At 73.7% G+C, this 26946-nt stretch carries 26 protein-coding genes; 13 read left to right on the top strand and 13 right to left on the bottom strand.

Annotated elements, in window-relative coordinates; genetic code table 11:
- Positions 1–27 precede the first annotated feature (27 nt).
- Complete coding sequence (hemE, locus tag ACZ7EC_RS20285) at positions 28–1095, top strand: uroporphyrinogen decarboxylase (RefSeq protein WP_471064332.1); 1068 nt, start codon at positions 28–30, stop codon at positions 1093–1095.
- 1 nt (position 1096) lies between these two features.
- Here hemE and ACZ7EC_RS20280 read toward each other — a convergent pair whose 3' ends face one another.
- A complete protein-coding gene (locus ACZ7EC_RS20280; protein WP_471064330.1) occupies positions 1097–1924 on the bottom strand; it encodes a rhomboid family intramembrane serine protease in 828 nt (275 codons plus the stop codon).
- A 78-nt stretch (positions 1925–2002) separates the two neighbouring features.
- Entirely contained in the window at positions 2003–3388 is a 1386-nt protein-coding gene (locus ACZ7EC_RS20275) for an FAD-dependent oxidoreductase (RefSeq protein WP_471064329.1), read from the bottom strand.
- A 90-nt stretch (positions 3389–3478) separates the two neighbouring features.
- Here ACZ7EC_RS20275 and hemG point away from each other — a divergent pair, with 90 nt between their 5' ends.
- Together hemG and hemQ are read left to right on the top strand one after the other, a co-directional pair.
- Positions 3479–4933, top strand: a complete 1455-nt coding sequence (gene hemG, locus ACZ7EC_RS20270; RefSeq protein WP_471064328.1) for a protoporphyrinogen oxidase — start codon at positions 3479–3481, stop codon at positions 4931–4933.
- A gap of 5 nt (positions 4934–4938) precedes the next feature.
- Positions 4939–5670: a hydrogen peroxide-dependent heme synthase gene (hemQ, locus tag ACZ7EC_RS20265; protein WP_471064326.1), complete on the top strand. Its 732-nt coding sequence runs from the start codon at positions 4939–4941 to the stop codon at positions 5668–5670.
- 12 nt (positions 5671–5682) lie between these two features.
- Here the strand turns inward: hemQ and ACZ7EC_RS20260 are convergent, their stop codons facing one another.
- From ACZ7EC_RS20260 to ACZ7EC_RS20240, 5 genes are all read right to left on the bottom strand, one after another.
- Entirely contained in the window at positions 5683–7281 is a 1599-nt protein-coding gene (locus tag ACZ7EC_RS20260; RefSeq protein ID WP_471064324.1) for an alpha/beta hydrolase, read from the bottom strand.
- A 114-nt stretch (positions 7282–7395) separates the two neighbouring features.
- Positions 7396–8181, bottom strand: a complete 786-nt coding sequence (locus tag ACZ7EC_RS20255) for a TIGR04222 domain-containing membrane protein (RefSeq protein WP_471064322.1) — start codon at positions 8179–8181, stop codon at positions 7396–7398.
- Between the two features lie 152 nt (positions 8182–8333).
- Positions 8334–9644, bottom strand: a complete 1311-nt coding sequence (locus ACZ7EC_RS20250; RefSeq protein ID WP_471064320.1) for an MbnB/TglH/ChrH family RiPP precursor modification enzyme — start codon at positions 9642–9644, stop codon at positions 8334–8336.
- A 100-nt stretch (positions 9645–9744) separates the two neighbouring features.
- The gene (locus ACZ7EC_RS20245) at positions 9745–10989 is read right to left on the bottom strand and encodes an MFS transporter (RefSeq protein ID WP_471064318.1); all 1245 of its coding nucleotides are present in this window, start codon (positions 10987–10989) and stop codon (positions 9745–9747) included.
- A gap of 1 nt (position 10990) precedes the next feature.
- The gene (locus tag ACZ7EC_RS20240; protein WP_471064316.1) at positions 10991–11680 is read right to left on the bottom strand and encodes a peptidyl-tRNA hydrolase; all 690 of its coding nucleotides are present in this window, start codon (positions 11678–11680) and stop codon (positions 10991–10993) included.
- Positions 11681–11794: 114 nt separating this feature from the next.
- Here ACZ7EC_RS20240 and ACZ7EC_RS20235 point away from each other — a divergent pair, with 114 nt between their 5' ends.
- Positions 11795–12652, top strand: coding sequence for an ABC transporter ATP-binding protein (locus tag ACZ7EC_RS20235; protein WP_471064314.1), 858 nt, complete (start codon positions 11795–11797; stop codon positions 12650–12652).
- The gene (locus ACZ7EC_RS20230) at positions 12649–13320 is read left to right on the top strand and encodes an ABC transporter (protein ID WP_471064312.1); all 672 of its coding nucleotides are present in this window, start codon (positions 12649–12651) and stop codon (positions 13318–13320) included. Before ACZ7EC_RS20235 ends, ACZ7EC_RS20230 begins: the two co-directional genes overlap by 4 nt.
- A 3-nt stretch (positions 13321–13323) precedes the next feature.
- Here ACZ7EC_RS20230 and ACZ7EC_RS20225 read toward each other — a convergent pair whose 3' ends face one another.
- The 6 genes from ACZ7EC_RS20225 to zapE form a co-directional block, all read right to left on the bottom strand.
- Positions 13324–14187 (bottom strand): polysaccharide deacetylase family protein, encoded by an 864-nt coding sequence (locus ACZ7EC_RS20225; protein ID WP_471064310.1) that lies wholly within the window; start codon positions 14185–14187, stop codon positions 13324–13326.
- 159 nt (positions 14188–14346) lie between these two features.
- Positions 14347–15909 (bottom strand): FAD-dependent oxidoreductase, encoded by a 1563-nt coding sequence (locus ACZ7EC_RS20220; protein WP_471064308.1) that lies wholly within the window; start codon positions 15907–15909, stop codon positions 14347–14349.
- A 30-nt stretch (positions 15910–15939) separates the two neighbouring features.
- Positions 15940–16782, bottom strand: coding sequence for a PPK2 family polyphosphate kinase (locus tag ACZ7EC_RS20215; protein WP_471064306.1), 843 nt, complete (start codon positions 16780–16782; stop codon positions 15940–15942).
- Positions 16783–17060: 278 nt separating this feature from the next.
- Positions 17061–18062: a slipin family protein gene (locus tag ACZ7EC_RS20210; RefSeq protein ID WP_471064304.1), complete on the bottom strand. Its 1002-nt coding sequence runs from the start codon at positions 18060–18062 to the stop codon at positions 17061–17063.
- Positions 18063–18155: 93 nt separating this feature from the next.
- Complete coding sequence (locus tag ACZ7EC_RS20205; RefSeq protein WP_471064302.1) at positions 18156–18734, bottom strand: carbonic anhydrase; 579 nt, start codon at positions 18732–18734, stop codon at positions 18156–18158.
- Between the two features lie 89 nt (positions 18735–18823).
- Positions 18824–19930: a cell division protein ZapE gene (gene zapE, locus ACZ7EC_RS20200; protein WP_471064300.1), complete on the bottom strand. Its 1107-nt coding sequence runs from the start codon at positions 19928–19930 to the stop codon at positions 18824–18826.
- Between the two features lie 37 nt (positions 19931–19967).
- Between zapE and ACZ7EC_RS20195 the strand changes: the two genes are divergently transcribed.
- The 8 genes from ACZ7EC_RS20195 to ACZ7EC_RS20160 all read left to right on the top strand — a co-directional run bounded on the left by ACZ7EC_RS20195 (position 19968) and on the right by ACZ7EC_RS20160 (position 26840).
- On the top strand, positions 19968–20777 hold the full coding sequence (locus ACZ7EC_RS20195) for a pyrimidine reductase family protein (RefSeq protein WP_471064299.1): 810 nt from the start codon (positions 19968–19970) through the stop codon (positions 20775–20777).
- 129 nt (positions 20778–20906) lie between these two features.
- Complete coding sequence (locus tag ACZ7EC_RS20190) at positions 20907–21380, top strand: indole-3-glycerol phosphate synthase (protein ID WP_397983410.1); 474 nt, start codon at positions 20907–20909, stop codon at positions 21378–21380.
- 76 nt (positions 21381–21456) lie between these two features.
- Complete coding sequence (gene murC / locus ACZ7EC_RS20185; protein ID WP_471064297.1) at positions 21457–22848, top strand: UDP-N-acetylmuramate--L-alanine ligase; 1392 nt, start codon at positions 21457–21459, stop codon at positions 22846–22848.
- 13 nt (positions 22849–22861) lie between these two features.
- A complete protein-coding gene (gene msrB, locus ACZ7EC_RS20180) occupies positions 22862–23269 on the top strand; it encodes a peptide-methionine (R)-S-oxide reductase MsrB (RefSeq protein WP_471064294.1) in 408 nt (135 codons plus the stop codon).
- A 131-nt stretch (positions 23270–23400) separates the two neighbouring features.
- Positions 23401–24516 carry an ABC transporter ATP-binding protein gene (locus ACZ7EC_RS20175; protein ID WP_471064293.1) on the top strand — a complete coding sequence of 372 codons (1116 nt, stop codon included), beginning with the start codon at positions 23401–23403 and terminating at the stop codon, positions 24514–24516.
- Entirely contained in the window at positions 24513–25166 is a 654-nt protein-coding gene (locus ACZ7EC_RS20170; protein WP_471064291.1) for an ABC transporter permease, read from the top strand. The genes ACZ7EC_RS20175 and ACZ7EC_RS20170 overlap by 4 nt, the downstream gene beginning before the upstream one ends.
- Entirely contained in the window at positions 25163–25831 is a 669-nt protein-coding gene (locus ACZ7EC_RS20165; RefSeq protein WP_397983405.1) for an ABC transporter permease, read from the top strand. Before ACZ7EC_RS20170 ends, ACZ7EC_RS20165 begins: the two co-directional genes overlap by 4 nt.
- Before the next feature lie 88 nt (positions 25832–25919).
- On the top strand, positions 25920–26840 hold the full coding sequence (locus tag ACZ7EC_RS20160) for an ABC transporter substrate-binding protein (protein ID WP_471064288.1): 921 nt from the start codon (positions 25920–25922) through the stop codon (positions 26838–26840).
- Positions 26841–26946 lie beyond the last annotated feature (106 nt).

Here is a 26946-nt window from a genome sequence, read left to right as displayed (position 1 = left end):
TCCACACCGGCATGCGAGACTTTCCCCGTGACCGCCAACGAGGCCCTCCGGGGCAAGCAGCCGACCGCGACGTACGACAGCGCCTTCCTCAAGGCGTGCAGGCGCGAACCCGTCCCGCACACCCCCGTGTGGTTCATGCGCCAGGCCGGCCGCTCCCTGCCCGAGTACCTCAAGGTGCGCGAGGGCATTCCGATGCTGGAGTCGTGCAGGCGGCCCGAGCTGGTCACCGAGATCACCCTCCAGCCGGTGCGCCGGCACGGCGTGGACGCGGCGATCTACTACAGCGACATCGTGGTCCCCCTCAAGGCCATCGGCCTCGACCTGGACATCAAGCCCGGCGTCGGCCCGGTCGTCGAGCAGCCCATCCGCACCCGTGCCGACCTGGCCCGGCTGCGCGACCTCACCCCCGAGGACGTCTCGTACGTCACCGAGGCCGTCGGGATGCTCACCGGCGAGCTGGGCGCCACCCCGCTGATCGGCTTCGCCGGCGCCCCCTTCACGCTGGCCAGCTACCTGGTCGAGGGCGGCCCGTCGCGCACGTACGAGAACGCCAAGGCGATGATGTACGGCGACCCCGGACTCTGGGCCGACCTGCTCGACCGGCTCGCCGACATCACGGCCGCCTTCCTCAAGGTCCAGATCGAGGCCGGCGCCTCCGCCGTGCAGCTGTTCGACTCCTGGGCCGGGGCGCTCGCCCCCGCCGACTACCGCCGCTCGGTGCTGCCCGCCTCGGCGAAGGTGTTCGACGCGGTCGCCGGGTACGGCGTCCCGCGCCTCCACTTCGGCGTGGGCACCGGCGAGCTGCTGGGCCTGATGGGCGAGGCCGGCGCGGACGTCGTCGGCGTCGACTGGCGCGTCCCGCTGGACGAGGCCGCCCGCCGGGTCGGCCCCGGCAAGGCGCTCCAGGGCAACCTGGACCCGACCGTGCTGTTCGCGGGCAAGGACGTCGTCGAGGCCAAGGCGCAGGAGGTGCTGGACGCCGCCGCGGGCCTGGAGGGCCATGTCTTCAACCTCGGCCACGGCGTGCAGCCCAGCACCGACCCCGACGCGCTGACCCGGCTCGTGGAGTACGTGCACTCCGCGAGCGCCCGCTGATTCACCAGGTCGGGTAGGAGGGCCGCGCGCGCCTGCCGAACAGCAGGCCGGGCGGCTCCGGCGGGGGCGGGGTGCCCGGCCTGAGCGGCAGGGCGATGAGCAGGCCCACCAGGAAGCCGATCACGTGCGCCACGTACGCCACCGTGCCCGCGCCGGACACCCCCTGCCCGGACGAGTACACGGCCTGGAGCACGAACCAGAAGCCCAGCACCAGCCAGGCGGGCAGCCGCAGCGGCAGGAACACCAGGAACGGCACCAGCACCCATACCCGCGCTCCGGGCCACAGCACGAGGTAGGCGCCGAGCACCCCGGCGATCGCGCCCGACGCACCGATCAGCGGGGTGCCCGAACCGGCGTTGAGCAGCGCGAAGCCGTATCCGGCCGCGTAGCCGCAGACGACGTAGAAGACGAAGAAGCGGATGTGGCCCATCCGGTCCTCGACGTTGTTGCCGAAGATCAGCAGGAACAGCATGTTGCCCAGCAGGTGCAGCCAGCTGCCGTGCACGAACATCGCCGTGAACACCGACAGCGGCGGCGACTTGTGGAAGCCGCGGGGGGCCACCACGCAGCCGGGGCCGTGCGGGCCCACGCCCACCTGCCCCGTCGGCACGAGCTGGGGAACCTGGCCGTGGATCAGCTCCCTCGGGACCGCCGCGAAGCGGTCCATGAAGGCCTCCAGGTGGCACAGCTGCGCCAGATTCTCCGCACCGGTCAGCGAGCCGGGCATGCCGGGCGTCGACAGGAACACGAGGACGTTCGCGAGGATCAGGGCGTACGTCACCCAGGGGGTGCGGCGCACCGGGTTGATGTCATGGACGGGGATGACCACGAAGGAGTAGTGCCCCGCGAGCCCGCGGCCAATCGAATGATCGCGCCGAACGCCCGCGACCGCAGGCCCCCGCGCCGCTCAGCCCCCGCGGACCCGCTGCGCCGCCTTGCGCGCGGCCACCAGGACCGGATCCCACACCGGCGAGAACGGCGGCGCGTAGCCGAGGTCCAGGGCGGTCATCTGCTCCACCGTCAGCCGCGCGGTCAGCGCCACCGCCGCGATGTCCACCCGCTTGGCCGCGCCCTCGCGCCCCACGATCTGCACTCCGAGCAGCCGCCCGGTGCGGCGCTCGGCGAGCATCTTGACCGTCATCGGAGAAGCTCCGGGGTAGTAGCCGGCCCGGCTGGTCGACTCGATGGTGACCGCCTCGAACTCCAGGCCCACCCGGTGCGCGTCCTTCTCGCGCAGGCCGGTGCGGGCGATCTCCAGGTCGCAGACCTTGCTGACCGCCGTGCCGACCACGCCGGGGAAGGTCGCGTAGCCGCCGCCCGCGTTGGTGCCGATGACCTGGCCGTGCTTGTTGGCGTGAGTGCCCAGCGGGACGTACTGCTCCTGACCGGAGACCAGGTTCAGCACCTCCACGCAGTCGCCGCCCGCCCAGATGTTCTCCTGGCCGCGCACCCGCATGGCCAGGTCGGTGAGCAGCCCGCCGTGCGCGCCGAGCGGCAGCCCGGCGGCGCGCGCGAGGCCGGTCTCGGGGCGTACGCCGATGCCGAGGACCACCACGTCGGCCGGGTACTCGGCGTGCTGGGTGGCCACCGCGCGGACCCGGCCGTCCTCGCCGGTGAGGATCTTGGTGACCTCGGCGCCGTTCACCATGGTGATGCCGAGCCCCTCCATGGCGCGGTGCACCAGGCGGCCCATGTCCGGATCGAGGGTGGACATCGGCTCCGCGCCGCGGTTGACGACCGTCACCTCGAAGCCCCGGTCGATCAGCGCCTCGGCCATCTCCACGCCGATGTACCCGGCGCCCACGACCACCGCGCGCCGCCCCTCGGCGCCGGCCAGCGTGTCGATCAGCGCCTGCCCGTCGTCCAGGGTCTGCACGCCGTGCACCCCGGTGGCGTCCGCGCCCGGCAGCTCCGGGCGGACCGGGCGGGCCCCGGTGGCGATCACCAGCTTGTCGTACGACGTCCAGGTCTCGGCGCCGGAATCCACGTCCCGCGCGCGCACCCGCTGCCCCGCCACGTCGATCTCCGTGACCTCGGTGCGCAGCCGCAGGTCGATGTCCCGTGCGCGGTGCTGCTCGGGGGTGCGGGCGATCAGCTCGTCCCGCCCGGAGACGGTGCCGCCCACCCAGTAGGGGATCCCGCACGCCGAGAAGGAGGTGAAGTGCCCCCGCTCGAACGCCACGATCTCCAGGTCCTCCGGCCCCTTCAGGCGCCGCGCCTGCGACGCCGCGGACATGCCCGCGGCGTCCCCGCCGACGACGACCAGCCGCTCCCGCCCCTGATGCGTGCTCATGGGGACACGCTAGAGGGTCCGGGACGCCACCGGACAGCGGACCCATGGTCCCGTCCGGACCCCCAAGGGGGGTCTGAGAGAGTGGGGACCATGAGCGCAACGGGTACGAGTTCGGGGCACACCGTCGTCATCGGAGCCGGTGTCGCCGGTCTGGCCGCCGCCCACCGGCTGCTGGCGCGCGGCGCGCGGGTGACGGTCCTGGAGGCGTCCGAGCGGGTCGGCGGCAAGCTGCTGCCCGGCGAGATCGCGGGCGTGCGGGTCGACCTCGGGGCCGAGTCGATGCTCGCCCGCCGCCCCGAGGCCGTCGCCCTCGCCCGCGAGACCGGCCTCGCGGACCGGCTCCGGCCCCCGGCCGTGGCGAGCGCCGCCCTGTGGACCCGCGGCACCCTGCGTCCCATGCCCAAGGGCCATGTGATGGGCGTGCCCGGCACCGCCGCCGCGCTCGCCGGTGTCCTGTCCGAGGCCGGTCTGGCCCGCATCGAACAGGACACCGTCCTGCCCCGCACCGAAGTCGGCGACGACGTGGCGGTGGGGGAGTACGTGGCGGCCCGGCTCGGCCGCGAGGTGGTGGACCGCCTGGTCGAACCCCTGCTCGGCGGGGTGTACGCGGGCGACGCGTACCGCATCTCCATGCGCTCCGCCGTCCCCCAGCTCTTTCAGGCCGCCCGCGCGCACGCCTCCCTGACCGAGGGCGTCCGCGAGATCCAGGCCAGGGTCGCCGCGGCCGGGCAGAGCGGTCCCGTGTTCATGGGCATCGAGGGCGGCGTGGGCACCCTGCCGCTCGCGGTCGCCGAGTCCGTCCGGGCGCGCGGCGGCGAGATCCGCACCGGGACGCCCGTCACCGAACTGCGCCGGGACCCCGCGGGCGGCTGGCGGATCACCGCGGCCGGGGAGCGGCTGCGCGCCGACGCCGTGGTGCTCGCCGTACCCGCCCCGGCCGCCGCCCGGCTGCTGCGCCCCGAGTCCCCGGCCGCCGCCGCCGAGCTGGCCGCCGTCGAGTACGCCTCCATGGCCCTGATCACCCTCGCCTACCGGCGTGCCGACCTGTCCCTGCCCGAAGGCAGCGGCTTCCTGGTGCCGCCCGTCGACGGACGCACCATCAAGGCCGCCACGTTCGCCTCCCAGAAGTGGGGCTGGATCGCCGAGGAGGACCCGGACACGGTCGTGCTGCGCACCTCGGTCGGGCGGTACGGCGAGACGGCGGTCCTCGACCGGGACGACACCGACCTGGTCGAGGTGTCCCGGCACGACCTCCGCGAGGCCGCCGGCATCGGGGCCGCGCCGGTCGAGAGCCGGGTCACCCGCTGGATCGACGGGCTGCCCCAGTACCCGGTAGGGCACCACGCGCGGGTGGCCCGGATCCGCGAGCACATCGCCAGGCTTCCGGGCCTCGCGGTCTGCGGCGCGCAGTACGACGGCGTGGGCATCCCCGCGTGCATCGCGAGTGCCGACGCGGCCGTCGACCAGTTGTCCGGTGATCTGCGCGGCGTCGAGGAGCTGACCGCCAACCCGGTGCAGAGCCTGCACGGCGGAGCGGGAGAATAGGAGCCATGAGTGACGACGCCCCCACCACCGAGTCCGGCAGGATCCCCAACAAGGGCAAGCTGGCCAAGGACCTGAACGATGTCATCCGCTACACCCTGTGGTCGGTCTTCAAGCTGAAGGACGTGCTCCCGGCCGACCGCGCGGGCTACGCCGACGAGGTCCAGGAGCTGTTCGACCAGCTCGCCGCCAAGGACGTGACGATCCGCGGCACGTACGACCTGTCCGGTATGCGGGCCGACGCCGACCTGATGATCTGGTGGCACGCGGAGACCAGCGACCAGCTCCAGGAGGCGTACAGCCTCTTCCGCCGCACCAGGCTGGGGCGGGCGCTGGAGCCGGTGTGGTCCAACATGGCGCTGCACCGCCCGGCCGAGTTCAACCGCTCGCACATCCCGGCGTTCCTCGCCGACGAGACGCCCCGCGACTATGTGAGCGTCTACCCCTTCGTGCGCTCGTACGACTGGTACCTGCTGCCCGACGAGGACCGCCGCCGCATGCTCGCCGACCACGGCAAGATGGCCCGCGGCTTCCCCGACGTGCGCGCCAACACGGTCGCCTCGTTCTCGCTGGGCGACTACGAGTGGATCCTCGCCTTCGAGGCGAACGAGCTGTTCCGCATCGTCGACCTCATGCGCCACCTGCGTGCCTCCGAGGCGCGGATGCACGTCCGCGAGGAGATCCCGTTCTTCACGGGCCGCCGCAAGGACGTGGCGGAGCTGGTGGCCGGGCTGGCGTAAGGCCCGACCCGCTCAGCCCGCCGCCCGCTTTCGGCCGGGGACGGGTTCGGCGCGGGGCGCGCAGGACGCGTTCCGCGCCGGGAGGCGGCCCGTCAGCAGGTAGTCGTCCAGATAGCCGTCGACGCACGTGTTGGGGCCGCCGCCGATGCCGTGGGTGCCCGCGCCCCGCTCGGTCACCAGCCGGGAGCCGGCCAGCCGCCGGTTCATGTCCAGCGCCCCCGCGTACGGCGCGGCCGCGTCCCGTTCGGCCGCCAGGAGCAGCACCGGGGGCAGCGCGCCGGGCCAGGTGCGCACGTCCAGGGGCCGCTGCCGGGGCTCGGGCCAGTACGCGCAGGGCAGATTCATCCACGCGTTGTCCCAGGTCTCGAAGGGCGCGCGGCGCGCCAGCCGGGTGTTGTCCCGGTCCCACACCGCCCAACTCGTGGGCCAGGGCGCGTCGTTGCACTCCACGGCCGTGTACACGGCGCCGCCGTTCTCCGCCGCCGCGGCTGCCCCGGGATCCGGTGCGGCCAGCGTGACCAGCGGCTTCGGGTCGCCGTGCAGATAGGCGGAGAGGGCGGCGGCCCGGCCCGGCCAGTAGCTGTCGTAGTACGCGGCCGTCAGGAACGCGTTCTGCAACTGGCCCGGCCCGACCTTCCCGCCCGCCGGTCTCCGGGCGAGCCGTGCGGCGGCGGTGTCGTAGCTCGCCTGCACCTTCCGCGGCGTGTCGCCGAGCCGGTAGACGCCGTGGTGCCGGGCGATCCAGCCCCGCACATCCGCCCAGCGCCGCTCGAACGCGGCCGACTGGTCGAGGTTGCCCCGGTACCAGATCTTCGCCGGATCCGGGTCCACCGGGGCGTCCAGCACCATCCGGCGCACATGGGAGGGGAACATCGCCGCGTACAGGGAGCCGTAGTAGGTGCCGTACGAGGCGCCCATGAACGTCAGCCGGTCCTCGCCCAGCGCGGCCCGCAGCACGTCCAGGTCCCGCGCGTTGTTCAGCGAGTTGAAGAAGCGCAGCCCGGAGCCCGAGCGCTGGGCGCAGCCGCGGGCGTATGCCTTCGCCTCCGCGACGCGCCGGCGCTTGTACGACGGAGCGGGCCGCGTCGGCGCCAGGGTGGGCGCCTTGCCGTACCGGCTCGGGTCCTCGCAGGACAGCGGCGCGGAGCGGCCCACTCCGCGCGGGGCGTAGCCGACGAGGTCGTACGCGGCCGCGATCCGTTTCCACACGGGGAGCGTGCCGGCCAGCGCGAAGTACATACCGGAGGCGCCGGGGCCGCCGGGGTCGTAGACGAGGGCGCCCTGCCGGGGGACCTGGCGCCCGCCGTCCTTGCCGGTGGCCGGGGTGCGGCTGACGGTCAGCTCGATCCGCTTGCCGTCCGGGTGGGCGTAGTCCAGGGGGACGGAGACGCTGCCGCAGCGCAGGCCGGCCGGGGGATGCGGGACGGCCGGCACCTCGGCGGGGTCGCAGTCGCCGTAGTGGATTCCGGCGGCGCGGGCGCGCAGGGCGGCGACGATGGTGCCGCGCAGCTCGGCGGCGCCCACCGGGCCCGGCACGGCACTCGCCGGGGCGGCGGTCAGGGTGGTGAGCAGCAAGGACGCGGCGGCCGAGCAGCGGGCGAAGGCTTTCATCCGGCATCCCTTCGGACGCGGCGTGGCGGCGGACACCACGGATGTTTCGTTCCAGCGCGGGGGAAGGCAAGCACCGCACGGGCGGTGTCGGCCGCCAACGCGCCTGTGCGCCCCCTACTCCCGGTGTGTCTCCCGGTGTGGCGCGTCGCGGTGGGCGAAGGCCGCGCGCAGCTCCGGTTCGCCGATCGCGCGGATGCCGCGCAGCGCGACCCGGACGAGGAACGGCCGCTCGGTGCCGCCGCGCCGCCGCAGCAGTGCGCCGAGCAGCCGCTGCCCGGCGGGGGAGGCCCAGGGCGAGTACGGGTGCACCTCGAAGCGGGCCAGGACCAGGCAGCTCAGCGACAGCATGAGGGGCGGCAGGAACCACAGGCCGACCAGCAGGCGGGAGGTGCCGGCCTGGAGGGGCAGCAGCAGCGCGGCGCCGCCGAGGACCGCGACGGCGAGCGCGGCGGCCCGCACCTGGCGCACCGCCGCGCCGATGGTGAGGCCCCCGGTGTCGGGCACGGCGAGACCGCTGCGCACGAGGCGGTCGGCGAGGCGTCGTACGGCGTCGGCGCGGGCGGTGCGGGTGCGCACCGGCGCGATGCGCGACTGGCCGTCGGGGCCGATCGCCCCTATGACGGACCGTTCGAGGTCGTCCCGGCCGTGCGGGTCGACGACGGTGGCCCAGCCGGTGTGGGCGAGGTGCAGGCGGCGCTGGCGGGCCATGGACAGGAGGGTGACGTCGGCGACCCGCTGGGGTCCGCCGGACAGGAACGCCGCCTCGTAGAGAGTCAGTTCGTGGTCCGTGCCCACCGCTCCGGGGTCCGAGTCCGCGGCGCGCACCGCCGCCAGGCAGAGGCGGGCACAGGCCGCAGCGGCGAGCGCCCAGGCGGGGAGCAGGAGGAGGAGCCAGAGCATGAGGTGCTTTGTATGCGAGGGACGGGGGCGTGCGCGAGGTGATTTTCACATACGGAAGGGGGCGTGCCGGTTGGCTGTCCGCCGCCGGGCACGGAAGCGTCGCGGCTGATCGCGCCCGCGCGTCGGTCCCGCCCAGCCCGCTTCCAGTCGTCTCAGGACCGCCCCCGCGACAGCCTCCGCGCCGCGCGTGCCACCCGCCCCCTCGGTGCCGGGCCCGACCGGTCCAGCCACCACCGGCGCAGCTCCCGCCGCGGGAGCCCCGGCCGCTGCCCGGCCAGCAGGGACGCGGCGAAGTCCAGCGCGTCCCACCGGTACCCCCCGCGCATCGGCCGCTCCCGCGCGTACTCCAGGAACGCCTCGCGGTACGACGCCCCCAGCAGTACCGGCAGTTCGGGCGCCACCTTCGCCACCACGTCCGCCCGCTTCGCCGCGAGCGCCCGCGCCTGCACGCCGAGGCGTACCCGGTCGAACCCCTCGGGCACGGGCGTCCCGGCCACCAGCGAGGACAGCACGGCGGCCTGGGCGACCCCGAGCCGCTGCCGGGCGTCCCCGGCGTCCGCGGAGCCCGAGGCGTCCATGTCGTCTCCGGCGTCCGTCCGCGCGGCCGGAGCGGACCGCTCGACCCCCTCGGCACGCTGCCGGCCGCCCTCCACCACCTTCCGGATCGCCGCCAACTCCCGCTCCAGCTCGGCCGGTTCGGGGAAGTTCTCGTCGCGCTCCAGCAGCACGCCGGGCGGGGCGGCACGGGAGGCGAGGTCGGCCAGGATGCCGAGCACCGCGTCCGGCACCGGGTGCGCGTGGCTGTCGTGCCATACGCCGTCGCGCTCGACGCCGCCCGCGACATGGACGTACGCGATCGCCTCCAGCGGCAGAGCGGCCAGCGCCTCGGCCGGGTCCTCGCCGCGGTTGACGCGGTTGGTGTGCAGGTTGGCCACGTCGACGAGCAGCCGTACGCCGGTGCGCTCCGCCAGCTCGTACAGGAACTGCCCCTCGGTCAGCTCCTCGCCCGGCCAGGAGAACAGCGCGGCGATGTTCTCCACGGCGAGCGGCACCGGCAGCGCGTCCTGGGCGATGCGCACGTTCTCGCAGAGCACGTCGAGCGCGTCGCGGGTCCGCGGCACGGGCAGCAGATGGCCGGCCTCCAGGTCGGGCGAGGCGGTGAGCGCGCCGCCCGCCCGGACGAACGCGATGTGCTCGGTGACCAGCGGCGACCCGAGCGCCGTCACACGCTCGGCGAGCGCCGCGAGCCGGCCGGCGTCGGGCCGCTGCGCGCCGCCGAGCCCGAGGGAGACCCCGTGCGGCACCACGGTCACCCCGCGCTGCCGCAACCGCACCAGCGACTCGGGGAGATGGCCCGGACAGACGTTCTCCGCGACGACCTCCACCCAGTCGATCCCGGCCATCCGCTCCACGGCCTCCGCGATCTCCGGTCGCCAGCCGATCCCCGTCCCCAGTCTCCCCACGACCGTCCCCCCTCTCCGCCCCCCGGCGCACGCGTCGTACATGACCCGGCCGCCCGGCCCCGAACCCTCCGCGGGCCGCCTTCAGAGCAACATTTGAGGTTCAGGCCGACCGCAGGTCCCGGACGATCCGGTTGACGCGGTACAGATCCGGGACGCAGAGGTTGAGCAGGGTCGCGGCGGCGATCAGCGCGGCGCAGGCCAGGAGGACACCCTGGCTGCTCCACACACGGGTGGCGAGCGCGGTGACGAGGTAGCCGAGCGGGATGGCGAGCCGTTCCCCGACGCCGTTGAACGCGCTCATCCGGCCCTGTTCCGCCGTCGGCACGTGCTGCTGGAACGCGGTGTTCCAGGCGACGACCGCGACATCGAGCGCGACGCCCGCCAGGAAGGCGGCCAGCACGACGAGCGGCAGCGGCATGCTCCAGGCCATGGCCGCCGGCGGCAGCGCGAGCCCGCCTCCCCCGGCGACCGCGACCGCGAGCAGCCGGTACGGCTTCCACCGCAGGCACACCAGGGTCCCGGCCAGCAGTCCGCAGGACAGGGCCGCCTGGACCAGACCCCAGTCGCGTGCCCCGGCGTACCGGCGGGCGGCGACCAGGGGGCCGAGCAGTTCGAAGCCCGCCAGCCACGCGGCGACGAGGAGTGTGCCGGCGGCCGTGTACGTCCACAGCCAGGTACGGGACCAGAAGCCGGCCCACCCCGCCCGCAGGTCGGCCAGCACGCTGCCCGCGGTGGCGGGCGGGGCCGCCAGGCGCAGGCCGAGCAGCAGCACGGCCGCGGCGGCGAAGGTCAGCGAGTCCCAGGCCAGGGCCCATGCCGCGCCGCTGAAGGCGACGACGAAGCCGCCGGCGACCGGAGCGAGCACCTTGACCGTGTTGCCGGGAAGCCTGAGCAGCACGTTGGCCTGCTGCACGTGCTCCTCGGGCACGATCTGTGCCACGGCACCCTGCGTCGCCGGAACGATGAACGACGCCGCCGTCCCCGACACGAAGCCGCACACCGCGATGGTCACCGTGGTCGCCTGTCCCGTGGCCACGGCGAGGGCCAGCGCACCCTGCGCGGCCGCCGCCACGAGATTGCCCGAGAACAGGATCCGGCTGCGCGACAGACGGTCCGCGAACAGGCCGCCCATGAGCAGGAACAGGATGGTGGGCACGGTGTTCACGGCGAGCACGAGCCCGAGCGACCCGGCCCCTCCGCCGCCCTCGATGACCGAGTAGGCCAGCGCGAGCGGCGCCATCGCGGACCCGCTCGCCGAGATGAGGTTCGCCGCCACGAACCGCCGGAAGGCGGGGATCCGCAGGGGCGTACCGACCGGCTCCGGCGGCTCGTACACGGTCCCCACGTCAGCGCAGCGCCGGGTGGTCCGCCACCACCGTGCACGAATCCGGGGCGATCTCCGTGAATCCGGCGTCCCGGACCAGCGGCAGGTCGCTGTGCGTGAGGCGGGTCCAGTCGGCGGGGGTGGCCGTGCGGACGGAGAGCGGGTAGCCGGCGGCCCGCCAGGCGGTGCGGGCGCTGTCGGGCAGGGCCCACCAGGCGAGTTGGGCGCCGTGCCCGGTCTGCGCCATGGTCTTGCCGGCGGACATCGCGAGGTGGGGGTTGAGCCAGAGGACGGGGGCGGTGCGATCGGCTTCCGCGGGCGGCTCGGGGTCGTCCAGTTCGGTGCCGGACACCTGGAGCTTGGCCAGGTCCTTGGGCCAGCCGTCCAGCGGGATCGGCGGGAAGACCCGTACCTCCGCGGACCCGCCGGTCACCGTGATGCCGGGCAGCGTCCCGGCGCGCCGCCACTCGGCGCCGCGGGCCCGCCGGACCACCTTGCGGATCCGGGCGTCCTCCCAGTTCCGTACGGCCTGCGCCCACTCGCCGTCGCCGCGGGCCCGTTCGTCGCCGAGCAGCGTCAGGACCGCCCGCGCGGACGTCTCCAGGGCGTCGGTACGGGCGGGCGGCGCGTCGCGTTCGATGCGGACGACGAGGGGCAGCACGTACTGCGGGGCCTCGTCACGGGGGCTTTCGGGGACCGGGACATCGTTCACGAGGGGCCACCCTACGAAGCCGGGCGGGCCCCGATCAACGCGCGTCCCGGATCGGGCGTCCCAGGGCGGCGGGGGACCGGCCCGGCGGCCCGGCGGCTGAAGAAGAATGAGCCCATGCACCGTGACCTGCGACTGACCGCCGTGGGCCGCCGCTACGGCGTCCGCGGCCCCTGGGTGTTACGAGGCGTCGACCTCACGATCGCTCCCGGCACCCTGACCCGGATAGAGGGGGCGAACGGCACCGGGAAGTCGACCCTGCTGCGCCTGCTCGCCCGGCTCGACGCGCCCACCGAGGGCCGGATCACCGGCCGCCCCCGCACGGCCTATGTGCCGGAGCGGTTCCCGTCCGCGCTGCCCTTCACGGCCGCCGGATACCTGACCCGGCTCGGCACCGTCCAGGGCCTGTCCCGCGCGTCCGCCGCCCGCGCCGCCGCGACCTGGCTGGAGCGGTTCGGCGCGGCCGGGTACGCCGGCACGCCGATGGCGCGGCTGTCCAAGGGGAGCAGCCAGAAGGTCGCCGTCGCGCAGGCGCTGCTCGCCGACCCCGAACTGCTGGTCCTGGACGAGGCGTGGACCGGGCTCGACGCGGCCGCGCGCGACGAGCTGGAGCGGGCGGTGGCCGAACGGACCGCCGCGGGCGGCGCCGTCGTCTTCGTGGACCACGACCCGCGACGGCTGGCGGGGGCGCCGGACGCGACGTACACCGTGGCCGGCGGCGGGGTCCAGGCCCGGACGGGCGGCGGCGGACCGGCCGTCGGGGCGCTCGCCGTCATCGTCGTACAGGGCGGGGGCGAACTGCCGTCCGACGCGGCACGGCTCGTCGCCACCGCGGAGGAGACCGGCCCCGGCCGGCATCGGCTGACCGTCCCCGCCTCCCGCTCCGACGTCCTGCTGCGCACCCTGCTCGCGGCCCGCCCGCCCTGGCACGTCGTCAGCGTCACGCCACCCCTCGATTCCGGGAGCCGGGCATGAGCGCCCTCCTGCGGTACCACGTCGAACTGCTGCTGCGCTCGCAGCGGTGGCTGCCTCCGGCGATCCTGTACGCCGCGTTCCTCGGGGTCGGTGTGCGAGGCGGCCAGCCGGTGCTGGACTCGCTCGGGTACACGGCCGCCGGGCTGCTGCCGGTGGCCGCCTGGCTCGTGCGGATCTGCGTCACCGGCGAACCGCCCGCCGCCCGCGCCGTCGTGGCGGCGCCGCACGGACCCGCGCGGGCCCACCTCGCCTGTCTGCTGACGGCGCTGCTCGCGGCTGCCGTCCTCGGTACGGCGGCGGCGCTCGTCGTCACCCTGATCAGCAACCCGGCGAGCAACGGCGCCCAGATCAGGGTGGACCGGCTGAGCGCCGGTGCCGCCGGGCTGGCGGCCGGGTACGCCTGCGCCCTGCTCGGCGCGGCCGTCGGCGCGCTCACCCACTGGCCGCTGCTGCGCTCCGCCGGACGCGCGGTGCCCGCGATGCTGCTGGGCGCGCTGCTGGCGACGGTGCTCGCCGGCTCCCCGGCGCAGGCCGCGGTCAGCGGCCTGGTCACCGGGTCGCAGTCCGGGCGGGTGCCGGTGCCGCTGCTCCCGCTGGCCGGGGCGGCCCTGCTGGCGGGCGCGGCCTTCGCCGTGGCCTGTGCCTGCACCGCCCGCAGGACGCCCTGAGCGTCAGCGGTGGCCCTGGCTCGCGGCGATCATCTGGGAGACCTTCACGAAGGTGTAGCCGCGCTTGCGCAACTCCGGTACGACGGCGCGGACGACCCGCTCGGTGGTCGGGGCGGCGCTGCGGGTGCAGTGCATGATGACCACCGAGCCGGGCCGCACCCCGTCCAGCACCTGCTTGGCCACCGCGTCGGCATCCGTCGCGAACGCGTCCCCGCTCACCACGTCCCACTGGATCGCGGTCACCCCGAGCCCGCTGAGGGCGCGCAGCGACGGCTGGTCGTAACAGCCGCCGGGGAAACGGAAGTACGGCAGCGCGTTGCGCAGGCCCGCCTTGCGGAAGGCGGTGTACGCCCGCTCGACGTCCGCGCGCGCGTGGTCCGCGTCGATGGTCGGCAGGCCGTAGCAGCTGGGGGTGAACGCGTAGTGGCTGTAGGTGTGGTTGGCGACCTCGAACTGCGGGTCGCTCCCGAGGCTGCGGGCCTCGTCCGGGTACTGCTCGGCCCACCGGCCGGTCATGAAGATGGTCGCGGGCACCTTCAGCGTGTGCAGGGCGCCGATCAGACCGGGGTTGTCGAAGCGCTCGCCGGCGGCGGCCCGCGGTCCCTCGTCGGCGGTCATGTCGGCGTCGAAGGTGAACGCCACGATCTTGCCCTTGTCGCGCGGGCCGTGTTCGAACACCGGGGTGAGGCCGCCGGGGCCCGGAGTGAGCACGGGCGGGCGGGTGGCGGACGGGGAGGCGGAGACGGGGGACTTCACCGCGGCCGGGCGGGTGCCGGCCGCGGGGCCCGCGGTACCGCAGGCGGCGAGGGCGGCGCCCAGGGCGCAGACGGCGGTGGCGGCGGAAAGACGGCGTGCTAGTGGGATCACCATACGAACGTAGGACTGATTGGCCGTTTGTATGGCGATATGTTCCGCGGCACGGCGGTACGGTCACCCGCGCGGCGGTCGGCCCAGGGGGGCGCCGCGGCGACCGCATCGGGGGAACCCCGGCGGTCGCGGCTGCGGCGGCCGGCTCGGACCCGTCGCTCACTCGACGTCGCGCTCGGCGTCCTCCGGTGTCCCGCTCGGGGCGTCCTCGATGTCCCGCTGCTCCAGCGGCCGTACCGCCGGCCCCTGGAGCACCCGCCCGTCGACGTCGAAGCGGGAGCCGTGGCAGGGGCACTCCCAGGCGCGTTCGGCGCGGTTGAAGGCGACCAGGCAGCCCAGGTGGGTGCAGCGGGCCGAGACGGCGTGCAGCGCGCCCGCGTCGTCGCGGTGCACGGCGAGCCGCTGCTCACCGGCCCGCACCAGCGCGCCGTCGCCCGGTTCCAGGTCGTCGAGATCGACCGCGGGCTTCAGCCGGTCGCCGACGAAGTGCCGGGCGACCTCCGCCTGCGTCTTCAGCAGCGCGGGCGCCTCGCGCACCACCGACTTCAGGCGCCGGGGGTCGTACAGCTCCCGCCAGGGGCAGTCCCGGCCGGTGATCAGCGCGCTCAGCAGCAGCCCGGCCATGATGCCGCCGCTCAGACCCCAGCCGCCGAAGCCGGTGGCCACGTACGTGTGCCGGGCGGCCGGGTGCAGCGGGCCGACCAGCGGCACGGTGTCGGTGGCGTCGTTGTCCTGGGTGGCCCAGGCGTGGTCGAGGCGCACGCCGGGGAAGTGCCGCTCCGCCCACCCGGCGAGCGCCTCGAAACCGGCGCCCGGATCGCCGGTGCCGGGTGTGAAGTGCTCCCCGGTGACCACGAGCAGCCGCCCGCCGTCGTACGGCGCGGTCCGCACGGAACGGGTGTTCTCCTCGGGCGTGATGTACATGCCCTCCGGGTCGGGGCCGTCGCCCAGCGGCCCCGCGACGACCAGTTCGCGGCGCGGGTGCAGCCGGGCGAACAGCAGCGCGCGGTCGAAGATCGGGTAGTGCGTGGCGACGACGACGTCCCGCGCGGTGACGGTATGGCCCGTCTCGGTCGTCAGCTTGCAGGGGCCGGAGGAGCCGCCCTCGTCCAGGCCGACGACCCGTGTCCCCTCGTACACCCGGCCGCCGCGCGCGATCAGGTCCTCGGTGAGCGCCCGCAGGTATTTCACCGGGTGGTACTGCGCCTGCCCGGTCACCCGAACCGCGCCCGCCACCGGGAACGGCAGCCCGGTCTCCGTGGTGAACGACGCGTCCAGGCCGGCCTCCCGCGCGGCCCGCGCCTCCGCCCGCACCTCGTCCACCCGCTCCGGGTCCCGGACGAAGGTGTACGCGTCCCGTGTCTCCCACTCGCATGCGATGCCCAACTCGGCCACCAGGCCGGCCGCGTGCTCGATCGCCTCCGACTGCGAACGGGCGTACAGCCGGGCCCCCTCGGGCCCGCGGGTGTGCCGCAGCCGGTCGTAGATCAGGGTGTGCTGGGCGGTCAGCTTGGCCGTGGTGTAGCCGGTGACCCCGCCCGCCACCCGCCCGGCCTCCAGGACGACGACCCGCAGCCCGGCCCTCGCCAGCTCGTACGCGGTGCTCAGGCCGGCCATGCCGGCGCCGATCACGGCCGCGTCGGCCTCGGTGTCCCCGGCGAGGGCGGGGTGGGCGGGGCCGGGGGCGGTGCCCAGCCAGTACGACTCGGTGACGGTGCGCATGCCCGCCGGGTACCCCCGGCCGGGATCGGCTCACGTCTCCGTCAGCAGCCGCCTACGCCACTCGGCAGGATCGAGGCGGGGCTGCGGGTACTTGGGGTCCAGCTCCCGCAGGTGCTCCAGGAGCAGACGTCCGACGGCCCAGTTCCGGTACCACTTGCGGTCGGCGGGGATCACGTACCAGGGCGGGGCGGCGCAGTGGGCGAGGGCCAGCTCGTACGCCTCCTGGTAGGCGGGCCACAGGGCGCGATCAGCGATGTCGGAGGGGGCGAACTTCCAGCGCTTGTCCGGCCGGTCGAGGCGGCGCAGCAGCCGGCGGCGCTGCTCCTCGTAGGACAGGTGGAGGTAGCACTTGACCAAGGTCACGCCGTCCTCGGCGAGGGTGCGTTCGAAGTCGTTGATCTGGCCGTAGCGGCTGCCGGTCACGGCGGGCGGGACGAGGTGCCGCACGCGGGGGACCAGGACGTCCTCGTAGTGCGAGCGGTCGAAGATGCCGATCTCGCCGGGCCGCGGGAGCTCCTTGCGCACCCGCCACAGGAAGTCGTGCCGCAGTTCCTCGGCGGTGGGCGCCTTGAAAGCGTGGATCCGGCAGCCCGAGGGGTTGAGGTGGCCGATCACATGCTTGACCGTACCGCCCTTGCCGCTGGTGTCCATCCCCTGGAGCACCAGCAGCACCCGGCGCCGGTCGCCCGCGGTGCCCGCCGCCCACAGCCGCTCCTGGAGTTCCGCCAGCTCCTTGCCCATGCGCTCGGCGTCGGCGAGCGAGGCGCGTTTGCCGCCGGGGGCGCCGGGGGTGGCCGCCGGGTCGCGGGCGGCCAGGTCGACGCGCTCGCCCGGCGGCAGGCGCAGCAGGTGCCGCAGATCTCGTTTCGCCACGGGCGTCCCTCCCTGCGTCTTCGGCTCGGCGCCCTTCGATGGTGCGTCGCCCGACGCCCGGCACGCCAGCCCGCGGCCCGCTCAGCAGCCGTAGCGGCCGGTCGGGGTACCGGTGGCGAGGGTATGCCCGGAACAGGGCGCGCCGGAGGGTCGCCGGGAGAGGCCGCGGGGGAGAGGGGCGGCGGCGGTCGGCGGCCGAGACCGTGCCAGGCTCGCGCACATACCGGCAGGCCAGGACCTCTCCTCTGGATCAGCCGGCCTGATCCGGACGGAAGACCCTAGTCTGCGCGAAGCCCTCCGCCGGGGTGCGGTGCGAGACGGCGGCGGTCGATCTCGGGATCGGGGCCCGGTGCGCCGTCGAGGTCCGGTGCCTGTGCCCGGTCGCCGTTCGAGGCGGTCTCCCGAGGGGCGGCGCCTTCCGGAGGAGTGATCTCGGGGGCGGCGGTGCCTTGCGGGGTGATCTCCGCGGGGCCCCGCTCCGGGTCCGGGCGCGACGCCCCCTCGGCGGCCGGCGCGTCCCCCCGGTTGCCGCGCTCCAGGAAGTGCAGCAGCTCCACCGGGATCGGCAGGACCAGGGTGGAGTTCTTCTCGGCCGACACCGCCATCACCGTCTGGAGCAGCCGCAGTTGGAGCGCCGCCGGGGTGCCGGACATCTGCTGGGCGGCCTCGGCGAGCTTCTTGGACGCCTGCAACTCGGCGTCGGCGTTGATGATCCGGGCCCGGCGCTCCCGGTCCGCTTCGGCCTGGCGGGCCATGGACCGCTTCATCGTGTCGGGCAGCGAGACGTCCTTGATCTCGACCCGGTCCACCTGGATGCCCCAGCCCACGGCCGGACTGTCGATCATCAGCTCCAGTCCCTGGTTGAGCTGCTCGCGGTTGGAGAGCAGATCGTCCAGGTCGCTCTTGCCGATGATGGACCGCAGCGAGGTCTGCGCCATCTGCGAGACGGCGAACTTGTAGTCCTCGACCTTGATGAGCGCGCTGGTCGCGTCGACCACCCGGAAGTAGACGACCGCGTCCACCCGCACGGTCACGTTGTCGCGGGTGATGCCCTCCTGGGCGGGGATCGGCAGCGTGACGATCTGCATGTTGACCTTCGCCAGCCGGTCCACGAAGGGGATGATCAGCGTGAACCCCGGCGGTCGCGCCTCCCCGGCCACCCGGCCGAGCCGGAACAGCACCCCGCGCTCGTACTGCTTGATCACACGGGCCGACATGCCCGTGTACACCAGGGCGACGCAGAGCAGCGCGACGATCGCCCCCACCAGCTCCTGGACCATGACGACCTCCTCACGCAGAGGTCAGATTCGGCTGTCGATGTAACGATATGCCTTTTTTGAACCAGAGGGATCGCCAGGGGGATCGCCGGGGGATCAGAGAGCTTCGAAGGTGTCGGTCTCCGCCCGGTGGGCCCGCACCGCGCCGGTATGCACCTCGTAGTACCAGCCGTGCAGTCCCAGCCGGCCCTCGGTGAGTCCCCGCTCCACGCACGGGTACGAGCGCAGCCGCAGCAGCTGTGTCAGCACATGGCACTGCACGGCCTCGGCGACCTCCGGGTCCTCGGGTCTGCCCGACGGGCGCGGCGCGGCATGCGCCAGCCAGTCGCGCACGGCCGGTACGGCGGTGAGGTCGTCGCCCCGCACCAGCGCGCCCACCGCGCCGCAGTGCGAGTGGCCGCAGACCACGATGTCGCGGACGCCGAGCACCTCCACCGCGTACTCGATGGTGGCCGCCTCGCTGGTGGGGTGGGCGGAGGCGTACGGCGGGACGATGTTGCCCGCCGTACGCAGCTCGAACAGCTGGCCGGGGCGGGCGCCGGTGATCAGGGCCGGGACGACGCGGGAGTCGGAGCAGGTGATGAACAGGACCTGTGGAGACTGGCCCTCGGCGAGCCGGGCGAACTCCTCAGGGCGGTGTCCGAAGTGACGGGCATTCTCGATGAGGGGCTGCATAGGGTCCACGCCTCTCGTGCGAGCCAACCATTGGTCAACGGCAGGTCAAGAAAGACATTAGCGTGGCAAAGCCGCCCGTGGGCGGCATTTCACCCGATCGGGACGAGCCCCTTGGCATCGCGGGCGAGCGCCGTGAGGCGGGATATCGCCCGGAAGTACTTCTTGCGGTACCCGCCGTTCAGCATCTCCTCGCTGAACAGCTTGTCGAACGGCAGCCCGGACGCCAGGACCGGGACCTCGCGGTCGTAGAGCCGGTCCGCGAGCACCACCAGGCGCAGCGCCGTCGACTGGTCCGGCACCGGGCGCACACCGGTGAGGCAGACCGCCGTCAGGCCGTCGGTCAGCGCGCCGTACCGGCTCGGGTGCACCCTGGCCAGGTGGTCCAGCAGATGCGGGAAGTCGTCCAGGGAGGCGCCCTCGGTGGCGTACGCCGCCTTGGTCACCTGCTCGTCGCTGAACGGCGCCGGTGCCTCGGGCAGGCCCCGGTGGCGGTAGTCCTCGCCGTCGATGCGCAGGGCGCGGAAGTGGGCGGACAGGCCCTGGATCTCGCGCAGGAAGTCCGCGGCGGCGAACCGGCCCTCGCCCAGCTTGCCGGGCAGCGTGTTCGAGGTGGCGGCGAGCGCGACACCGGCCTCGACCAGCTTGCCGAGCAGTGTCGAGACGAGCACCGTGTCGCCCGGATCGTCCAGCTCGAACTCGTCGATGCACAGCAGCCGGTGCCCGGACAGGGTCTGCACGGTCTGCTGGAAGCCGAGGGCGCCGACCAGGTTCGTCAGCTCCACGAAGGTGCCGAACGCCTTGCGGGAGGGCTCGGCGGGGGTGGCGTGCCACAGGGAGGCGAGCAGATGGGTCTTGCCGACGCCGTAGCCGCCGTCGAGGTAGACGCCGCGGGGACCCGCCGGGGTCTTCGGCGCCTTGGCCCGGCCGAAGCCGAGGAAGCCGCGCCGCCCCGCGCCGGAGGCGTGCGCCCCGCCGAGCCCGGCCGCGAAGCCCTCCAGGACCCCGACGGCCTCGGTCTGGCTGGGCTGGTTCGGGTCCGGTATGTACGTCGAGAAGCGGACCGCGTCGAAGCGCGGCGGCGGCACCATCTCGGCGACCAGCCGGTCCGCGGGGACGTGCGGCTCGCGCTCGCACAGGGAGAGGGGGCCCGCTTCGGCCGGCGCGCTGGATCCGGGGGCGGTGGTGGAGGACGACACGATTACCCATGCTAAGCGCCGTGTCACACTGCACGACATGCGACGCCTGTTCCCTGTGACCGACGAAACACCAGCCCGGGCTTCCGGCGGGGGCGAAACCGGCGGGGGTGAAAGGGGCGCCGCGGGCGCCGACCGCGAGTGGAGCCTCGCCGAGCTGGCCGCGGCCTACGCCTACCCGGCGCAGCGGCCCTGGCTGCGCGCCAACATGGTGTCCTCGCTCGACGGCGCCGCCCAGCACGACGGTCACTCCCAGCCCATCTCCAGCGCCACCGACATGCGGGTCTTCGGCACGCTGCGGGCGCTGGCGGATGTCGTGGTCGTCGGCGCGGAAACGGTACGGCAGGAGGGGTACCGGCCGGCCCGCGCACGGGCGGAGTTCGCCGCGGCGCGCGAGGCGGCCGGGCAGGGCCCCGCACCGGCGATCGCGGTCGTCACGGCGAGCCTGGAGCTGGACTTCTCGCTCCCGCTGTTCACCTCGCCCGTGGTGCCCACGCTCATCCTGACCGGCGCCGCGGCCGCGCCCGAGAAGGCCGCCGCCGCCGAGAAGGCCGGTGCGCGGGTGGTCGTCGCCGGCGAGGGCATGGGCGTCGACCCCGAGCGCGCGGTACGGGCCCTCGCCGGGCTCGGCCACCGGCGGCTGCTCACCGAGGGCGGGCCCCGGCTGCTCGGCCAGCTGATCGCCGCCGAGGTGCTCGACGAGCTGTGCCTGACCCTCTCGCCGACGCTCACCGCGGGGGACGCGCAGCGCATCGCCGGGGGACCGTCGGTCGCCGTGCCGCGCCGGTTCGAACTGGCGTCCCTGCTGGAAGAGGACGGATTTCTGTTCGGTTGCTACCGCAGGCCCTGAAATCAGCGGAATCTGTCGTTCCGTTTGACCTTCGGCGGGCACACTTAGTCCCGCAGTACCCGTGCAGGCGCGGGGAAAAATGGTTTCCGCAGGGGGCTGCCGTGGCCCACGGAGGAGAAGAGGCGTTTGGTGTTCACAAGCGTACTGATGATCGAGAAGGCGCTGACGTCCGCGGACGTCGAGTTCGTCACCACCTTGCACGGCGACGAGCCGGTCGCTTTCCATGTGCTCCTCCAGCCGCGCGGCGACCAGGCGGACCGCCTGCTGCGCGCCATCGACGACATCGCGCTCGGCGAGCTGGACGAGGCGGTGCGCGAGCACGAGACCCCGGAGGGGGAGGACGCGCGCAGCGTCGGCCGGCAGGCCCTGGACGTCTCCGTCGCAGCCCTGCGGGCCTCCGGCAGCGCGGCGGACGGCCGGCTGGTCGAGGACCATCCGCTGGACGCGCTGAAGGCGATGGTGGCGGAGGTGGGCGCGGACGAGGTGATCGTCCTCACCGATCCGCACTACGTGGAGGAGTTCTTCCACCGGGACTGGGCCTCGCGGGCCCGGCACAAGGTGGGGGTGCCGGTGCTGAAGCTGTTCTCCCACAGCAAGGCGTAGGGGCTTCGCCGAAGTCAGGGGCCGAGCGCATAGGCTAGGCCCCGCTCAAGCTCGTACCGTCTCTGGGGAGAAACGCATGGCACCCGGCCTTCCTGCCGCCATGGACCGACCGCACTTCATCGGCATCGGCGGCGCCGGGATGTCGGGGATCGCCAAGATCCTCGCCCAGCGCGGGGCCGAGGTCGCCGGCAGCGACGCCAAGGACTCGGCGACCGCGCGGGCGCTGCGCGAGCTCGGGGTCACCGTGCACCTCGGGCACGCCGCCGGGCACCTCGCCGACGACGCCAGCTGTGTCGTCGTCTCGTCCGCCATCCGCGCGGACAACCCGGAGCTGGCCCGCGCCGCCGAGCTGGGCATCCCGGTGGTGCACCGCTCGGACGCGCTGGCCGCGCTGATGGAGGGGCTGCGTCCGATCGCCGTGGCCGGGACGCACGGCAAGACGACCACCACCTCGATGCTGGCCGTCTCGCTCGGCGAACTGGGCCGCAAGCCGTCGTACGCCATCGGCGGCGACCTGGACGCGCCCGGCTCCAACGCGCTGCACGGCGAGGGCGACATCTTCGTCGCCGAGGCGGACGAATCGGACCGCAGCTTCCACAAGTACGCGCCCGAGGTCGCCATCGTCCTCAACGTGGAGCTGGACCACCACGCCAACTACGCCTCGATGGACGAGATCTACGAGTCCTTCGAGACCTTCGCCGGGAAGATCGTGCCCGGCGGCACCCTGGTGATCTCCGCCGACCACGAGGGCGCCCGCGAGCTGACCCGGCGGCTGGCCGGATCGGTGCGCACGGTGACGTACGGCGAGGCCGCGGACGCCGATGTGCGGGTCACCGCCATCGTCCCGCAGGGCCTGAAAAGCCTGGTCACCGCGGTGCTCGACGGCGAGGAACTGACCTTCGCGGTCTCCGTGCCCGGCCGGCACTACGCCCTCAACGCCGTCGCCGCGCTCACCGCGGGTGCCGCGCTCGGCATCCCGGCCGCGGAGCTGGCGCCCGCCATCGCCGCCTACACCGGGGTCAAGCGGCGCCTCCAGCTCAAGGGCGAGGCCGCCGGGGTGCAGGTGATCGACTCCTACGCCCACCACCCCACCGAGATGACCGCGGACCTGGAGGCGATGCGGGCCGCCGCCGGCGACGCCCGGATCCTCGTCGTCTTCCAGCCGCATCTGTTCTCCCGCACCCAGGAGCTGGGCAAGGAGATGGGCCAGGCCCTCGCGCTCGCCGACGCCTCCGTGGTCCTGGACATCTACCCGGCCCGCGAGGACCCGATCGCGGGGGTCACCAGCGAGCTGGTCATCGAGTCCGCGCGGGTCGCGGACGCCCGGGTCACCGCGGTGCACGACAAGGCGGAGATCCCGGCCGTGATCGCGGGAATGGCCGGCCCCGGCGATCTCGTTCTCACCATGGGCGCGGGCGACGTGACCGACCTGGGCCCGCTGATCCTGGACCGCCTGTCGCAGCAGTAAGGGGCTGAGACCCATGTCGTACGACATCGAGAAGCCGGACGAGCAGTGGCGCGCGGAGCTGAGCCCGAGCGAGTACGCGGTGCTGCGCCAGGCCGCGACCGAGCCCGCGTTCACCGGTGAGTACACGGACACCACCACCAAGGGCGTCTATTCCTGCCGTGCCTGCGGGGCCGAGCTGTTCACCTCCGAGACCAAGTTCGCCTCGCACTGCGGCTGGCCGTCCTTCTTCGACCCGAAGGACAGCGACGCCGTGGAGCTGGTCGAGGACCGCTCCCACGGAATGGTCCGCACCGAGGTGCGCTGCGCCCGCTGCGGCTCGCACCTCGGGCATGTCTTCGCGGGGGAGGGGTATGCGACCCCCACCGACCAGCGGTACTGCATCAACTCGATCTCGCTGCGCCTGGCGCCCGAGGAGAGCTGACACACCTCGGACGCACCGAATGAACAGGGCCGTTGCCGTCTAGACTCTCGCGGCAGCGGCCCGCGCGTCGTAGGCCGTGCCGTGGCCGCGGGCGGGCGGAGAGCTGTCAGACCCGAAGGGTGTTCGGCGATTTGATACGGATAGATGCAGTCACGAAGCGGTACGACGACGGCACGGTCGCGGTCGACCGGCTGTCGCTGGAGATACCGGACCGCGCGATCACCGTCCTCGTCGGGCCCTCCGGCTGCGGCAAGACGACGACCCTGCGGATGATCAACCGGATGGTGGAGCCCACCGAGGGCAGCATCCTCCTGGACGGCGCGGACATCCGGCAGCAGCCGGTCAACTCCCTGCGCCGCTCGATGGGTTACGTCATCCAGAACGCCGGTCTCTTCCAGCACCGCACCATCCTCGACAACATCGCCACCGTGCCCCGGCTGCTCGGCTGGAGCAGGCAGAAGGCGCGCGGGCGGGCGGCGGAGCTGATGGAGCGGGTCGGGCTCGACGCCTCGCTCGCCCGGCGCTATCCGTACCAGCTCTCCGGCGGCCAGCAGCAGCGCGTCGGGGTGGCCCGCGCGCTCGCCGCCGATCCGCCGGTGCTGCTGATGGACGAGCCGTTCTCCGCCGTCGACCCCGTGGTCCGCAAGGGGCTTCAGGACGAACTGCTGAGGATCCAGGCGGAGTTGGGCAAGACGATCGTCTTCGTCACGCACGACATCGACGAGGCGATCAAACTGGGCACCATGGTCGCGGTGCTGCGCGAGGGCGGCCGGCTGGCGCAGTTCGCGCCGCCGGCCGAACTGCTCAGCGCACCGGCCGACGCCTTCGTGGAGGACTTCCTCGGCGCCGACCGGGGCATCCGGCGGCTGTCCTTCTTCCCCGCCGGCGGCCTGGAGTTGACGGCCGCGCCGCTGGTCCCGCTGGACGCGGACGCCGAACGGCTCGCCGCAGCGGGCGGCGCCCCCTACCTCCTGGTCACCGACGCCGACGGGCGCCCGCTCGGCTGGGCCGCGCCCGGCGGCCCCCTCGACCGGGATCGGCTCCTGGACCACGGGCGGCCGTTCCGGCCCGGCACCGACTCGCTGCGCACCGCCCTCGACGGGGCCGTGCTGTCGCCCACCGGGTGGGCGGTCGCGGTGGACGGCGAGGGGCGCGCGGTGGGCGTCGTATCGCAGACGGCCATCGGGGAGGCGATCCGCGCCGCCCACGGCCGGGCGGGCGCCGAGGCGAAGGCCGCCGCCTCATGAACGGCTTCTTCGATCTGCCGAGCGACCTCCAGTACAGCTACCTCGGACTGGTCGGACTGCATCTGCGCGAGGCGCTGATCCCGGTGCTGGCCGGGCTGCTCGTCGCACTGCCCATCGCCCAGCTGTGCGCCAGGTTCCGCTGGGTCTACCCGCCCGTGCTCGGCCTGACCACCGTGCTCTACTCCATCCCCTCGCTCGCCTTCTTCGTCGTCCTCATCGACTACTTCGGGCAGAGCGAGACCACGGTGATGATCCCGCTCGCGGTCTACAGCCTGGTGGTGCTGGTCCCCGGCATCGTGGACGGCGTCCGCTCGGTGCCGCAGGAGACGCTGGCCGCCGCCGAGGCGATGGGCTTCGGCCCGCTGCGCCGCTATCTCCAGGTCCAACTCCCCATCGCCGCACCGGCGATCATCGCCGGCCTCAGGGTGGCGGTCGTCTCCAGCCTGTCCCTGGTCAGCGTCGGCATGCTCATCGGCAACCAGGGCGCCCTGGGCAACATGCTCTACGACGCCAACGCCTACCACCGGCCCGCCCTGGCCGCCAACTCGGTCCTGACCACGGCGGTGCTGGCGATCTGCGCCGATGCCCTGCTGGTGCTCGTGCGCCGGCTGCTGACCCCCTGGACGCCGAGGAAGGGCGCCACCCGGTGAACGTACTGAACCTGGTCCACGCCTTCTTCGGCGACGGCGCCCACTGGCACGGCTACGACGGCATACCGGCCCGGCTCGCCGAACACGTCACCTACTCGCTGGAGGCGCTGCTGGCCGCCGCCGTGATCGGGCTGCCCGTCGGCCTGCTCACCGGGCACTACGGCCGGGGCGGCAACGCGCTGGCGCTGATCGCCACCGCGGGGCGGGCGCTGCCCAGCTTCGGGCTGCTGGTGCTCATGGTCCTGTGGCTCGGGCTGGGCCTGGTGCCGGTGATGATCCCGCTGGTGGTGCTCGCCGTACCGCCGATCCTGGTCACCACCTACGAGGCGGTGCGGGCCGTCGATCCGGCCCCGGTGGACGCCGCCCGCGGCATGGGGATGTCCGAGGCCCGCGTGCTGTTCCGGGTCGAGGTGCCGGTCGCGCTGCCGCTGATCCTGTCCGGGCTGCGCACGGCGGCCGTGCAGATCATCTCCACGGCCACCATCGCCGCGTATGTCGGCCTCGGCGGCCTCGGCCCGTACATCATCGGCGGCCTCGCCCAGCGCGACTACGAGAAGGTCGTCGGCGGCGCCGCGCTCGTGGCCGGGCTCGCCCTGCTGACCCTCGCGCTGTTCTGGGCGGTGGCCCGGATCACGGTGTCACGGGGCGTACGCAGAAGCGTCTGAGCGATCGACCGCCGACTTCATCAAGAATGCGTTACAAGAGCGGGACGCGCGGTTGACTCCGTGTCAAGCCCGTGGATTGGATCAGGTGGTGACTTCAACAACCCAGATCAGCAGGTCCATACGGAGGAACCGGGGCGCGGCGGCGGTGGTCGTGCTCGCGACGGCCACGGCCCTGCTCGCGGGCTGCTCCGCCAAGTCCGGCGGCGTCGTCGTCGGCTCCAACAACTTCCCCGAGAGCAACCTGCTCGCCGACATCTACGGCGAGGCGCTCAAGGCCAAGGGGGTCGATGTCACGTACAAGCCGAACATCGGCAGCCGGGAGACCACGTACGGTCTGCTGAAGAACGGCTCCGTCGCCGTGCTGCCCGAGTACAACGGCGCGCTGCTCGCCTACCTCGACCCCAAGGCGACGCCGAAGACCGCCGAGGCGACCACGGCGGCCATCAAGGCCAAGCTCGACTCCAAGCTGACCCTGCTGGACGCCTCGGCGGCGCAGGACAAGGACACCCTGGTGGTCAACGCCGCGACCGCGCGGAAGTACCACCTCACCACCCGCTCCAGCGCCGCCGACCTGAAGGCGGTCGCCAAGGACCTGGTGATCGGGGGCTCGCCGGAGTTCCAGACCCGGCAGCAGGGTCTGGCGGGCCTGAAGTCCGTCTACGGGCTCGACTTCAAGTCCTTCAAGGCCCTGGACGCGGGCGGCACGCTCACCCAGACGGCGCTGAAGAAGAACGACGTGCAGGTCGCCGATCTCTTCAGCACCGATCCCACCATCACCAAGGAGAAGTTCGTCGTCCTCCGGGACCCCGAGAACCTCTTCGGCTTCCAGAACGTCCAGCCCCTCGTCTCGAAGACCGCCGTGCCCAAGAAGGGCGTCGCCGCCCTGAACGCGGTCTCCGCCAAGCTCGACACCGCGACCCTGCTGGGCCTGGACGCCCAGGTGCAGCTCCAGCACAAGGACCCGCTGGACGTCGCGAAGGCGTGGCTGAAGTCCGCGGGGCTCGACTGAGCCGTCCGGCACAGGGGGCGGGGGGGGGGGGGGGGGGGGGGGGGGGGGGGGGGGGGAGGAGAACGCCACCCGCCGGACCAGGGGTAGCACACGGGGGAAGGCCACC

Source organism: Streptomyces sp. NPDC037203 (assembly GCF_055605065.1).
The sequence above is the reverse complement of the archived record's forward strand: the minus strand, read 5'-3'. Positions and strand labels throughout refer to the sequence as shown.